Origin of the sequence: Halolamina salina (genome assembly GCF_042678005.1) — an archaeon.
GTDB lineage: Archaea > Halobacteriota > Halobacteria > Halobacteriales > Haloferacaceae > Halolamina > Halolamina salina.
In genome coordinates, this window is sequence record NZ_JBHUDH010000033.1 from 43,713 (window position 1) to 45,547 (window position 1,835).

The following is a 1,835-nucleotide window of genomic DNA, read 5'->3' on the forward strand; positions in this document are numbered from 1 at the left end:
ACGTCGTCGCCCGCTTCCGCGACCGCCGCCACCGCCTCCGCCTGTGCGGCGACGCCGAGGCCGTTCATGTCGGTGTCGGGTGCGTCGATCCGTTCGGGCGGGATCGCCGCCGCGGCGACAGCGATATCGGGATTGTCGCGGAGTTCGGCGGCCAGCTCCTCGCGGCGCGTCGCGGTGAGTTCCTTCGAGTCCGCCAGTCCTGAGGGAAGATCCTCGGGGGCGGCCCTAACCGCGCCGGCGACCATCGGTCCCAGCGCGGGTCCCTTGCCCGCCTCGTCGGCGCCGACGACCATCAGTCCCGGAAGTACGCCGAGTGCTCGAACGGCTCGTCCTCGCCGTCGACCCGGAGCACGTCCAGCGCCGTCACCTCGGCGCCGACGCCGAGCAGCCCCGCGAGCGAGGGCGTCGTGCGCCCCTCGTCGCTCGAGATCAGCTCCTTGATGTAGAGCCCGCCTGCGCCGTGGACCTCGACGGTCGCGGTCCTGCTTCCCTCGAGCTCGCCCTCGATCTCGTACACGTCGCGGGTCCGGACCTTGCTCGCGCGCCGGTGGTCGACGCGGTTCGGCGTCTCCTGTTCGATCGTCGCGCCGTCGAGTTCGGCGAGCGCGTCGGCGAACGACTCGGCGTCGACTGGCTCGTCGAAACGGACCTGCGCGCTGTAGCGTTTCGAGGCGTCGTGGCGCTTGACGCGCTCGACCATGTCGTGGGTCGCGAGTCGCAGCCCCTCGACCTCGACTTTCCCCTCCGCGAAGGCGTTGATGTCCTGCTGCAGGCGGTCGGTGTCGACCGTGCGGCGGCGGGGCTCCTCGATCTCGATCACGAACGGCCGGCCGGTGCCGAGCATCCGGGCGTCGACGTCCTCACGGCCCGCGCCGTGGAACGTCGCGCCGACGCCGTCCATCACGTCCTCGACGACGGGCGCGGTGAGCTGTTCGACGCTCTCGGGGTAGCGGTAGCGGGAGCCGTCACACTCCTCGCAGGGCTCCCGACCCTGCCGGCCGCTGCCGTTGCAGGCAGAGCAGGGCCACTTCGTCTGCGGGATGCCGCGCTCCAGCTTCCGGTAGCGGCCGTAGACGAACGCGGAGTTGATCTCCGCTGTCACCTCGTCTTCGGCGAGATCGAGCAGGAACTGCACGTCGGGGCGCTCGAAGTCGACCTCGGTGTCGGTGAGCCGGCCGACGCGTTTGCCCACCTCGCGATTGAACTCGCTCTTGAACCGCTCGCCCGCGTCGGCGTCGAGACCGGCGTCCTCCCGGAGCATTCGCTCGTTCTCTTCGATCAGCGCGGGCGGGCGAGTGCCCACCTGATAGCTCTCGAACTCCACGTCCTCGACCTTACTGGCGGCGCGCTCGGCCCACTCGTCGAACGCGTCGCAGTAGCCCTCACAGACCCAGCAGTCCGCCGCGTCGACGGACGCCGGCTCCTCGTCGTCCTCGAGACCGATAGCGGTCCGCAGCGCCCGCCCCCGTTCGCGGTTGGTGAGGCCGAAGCTTCGGTCGGCGAAGACCCGGCCCAGACAGGCGTCACAGACCCCGCCGACGGCGTCGACCGCGCGGGCGTCCTCCAGTACGCTCATGGGCGGAGTCGGGGGCGGAACGGGTAACTACCTTGCCCTTCCCCGACGGGGCTGGAGGGCCGGGACACAGCGGAGAAGAGGGAGGCCGACGAACGGCGCGGTGACCGTCACGATCGCGCGCCGCGACTGCCGTAACTGCTAGGGAGGCCCGGTTCGCAACTCCACCTCGACGTCGCTGACGCCGAACCGTTCCTCCAACCGCGCGCCGGCGTCGCCGGCGTCGTCGACCAGCAGCGAGGCCGAGACGGTGACCGTCAGG

1 protein-coding gene and 1 pseudogene are annotated in these 1,835 nt (G+C 71.0%); both read right to left on the reverse strand.

Translation table 11 applies throughout. The annotated features are described in order from the left end of the window. Nucleotides 1-293, reverse strand: a pseudogene (rnhB, locus tag ACFR9S_RS04160) (ribonuclease HII); the annotation flags it as partial. Further along, entirely contained in the window at nt 293-1,576 is a 1,284-nt protein-coding gene (locus ACFR9S_RS04165; RefSeq protein ID WP_379818119.1) for a tRNA pseudouridine(54/55) synthase Pus10, read from the reverse strand. The gene ACFR9S_RS04165 and the pseudogene rnhB, both read right to left, overlap by 1 nt. Nucleotides 1,577-1,835 lie beyond the last annotated feature (259 nt).

Coding starts and splice junctions, on each gene's coding strand:
- ACFR9S_RS04165 (WP_379818119.1), bottom strand. CDS start 1,576: ATGAGCGTACTGGAGGACGCCCGCGCGGTCGACGCCGTCGGCGGGGTC.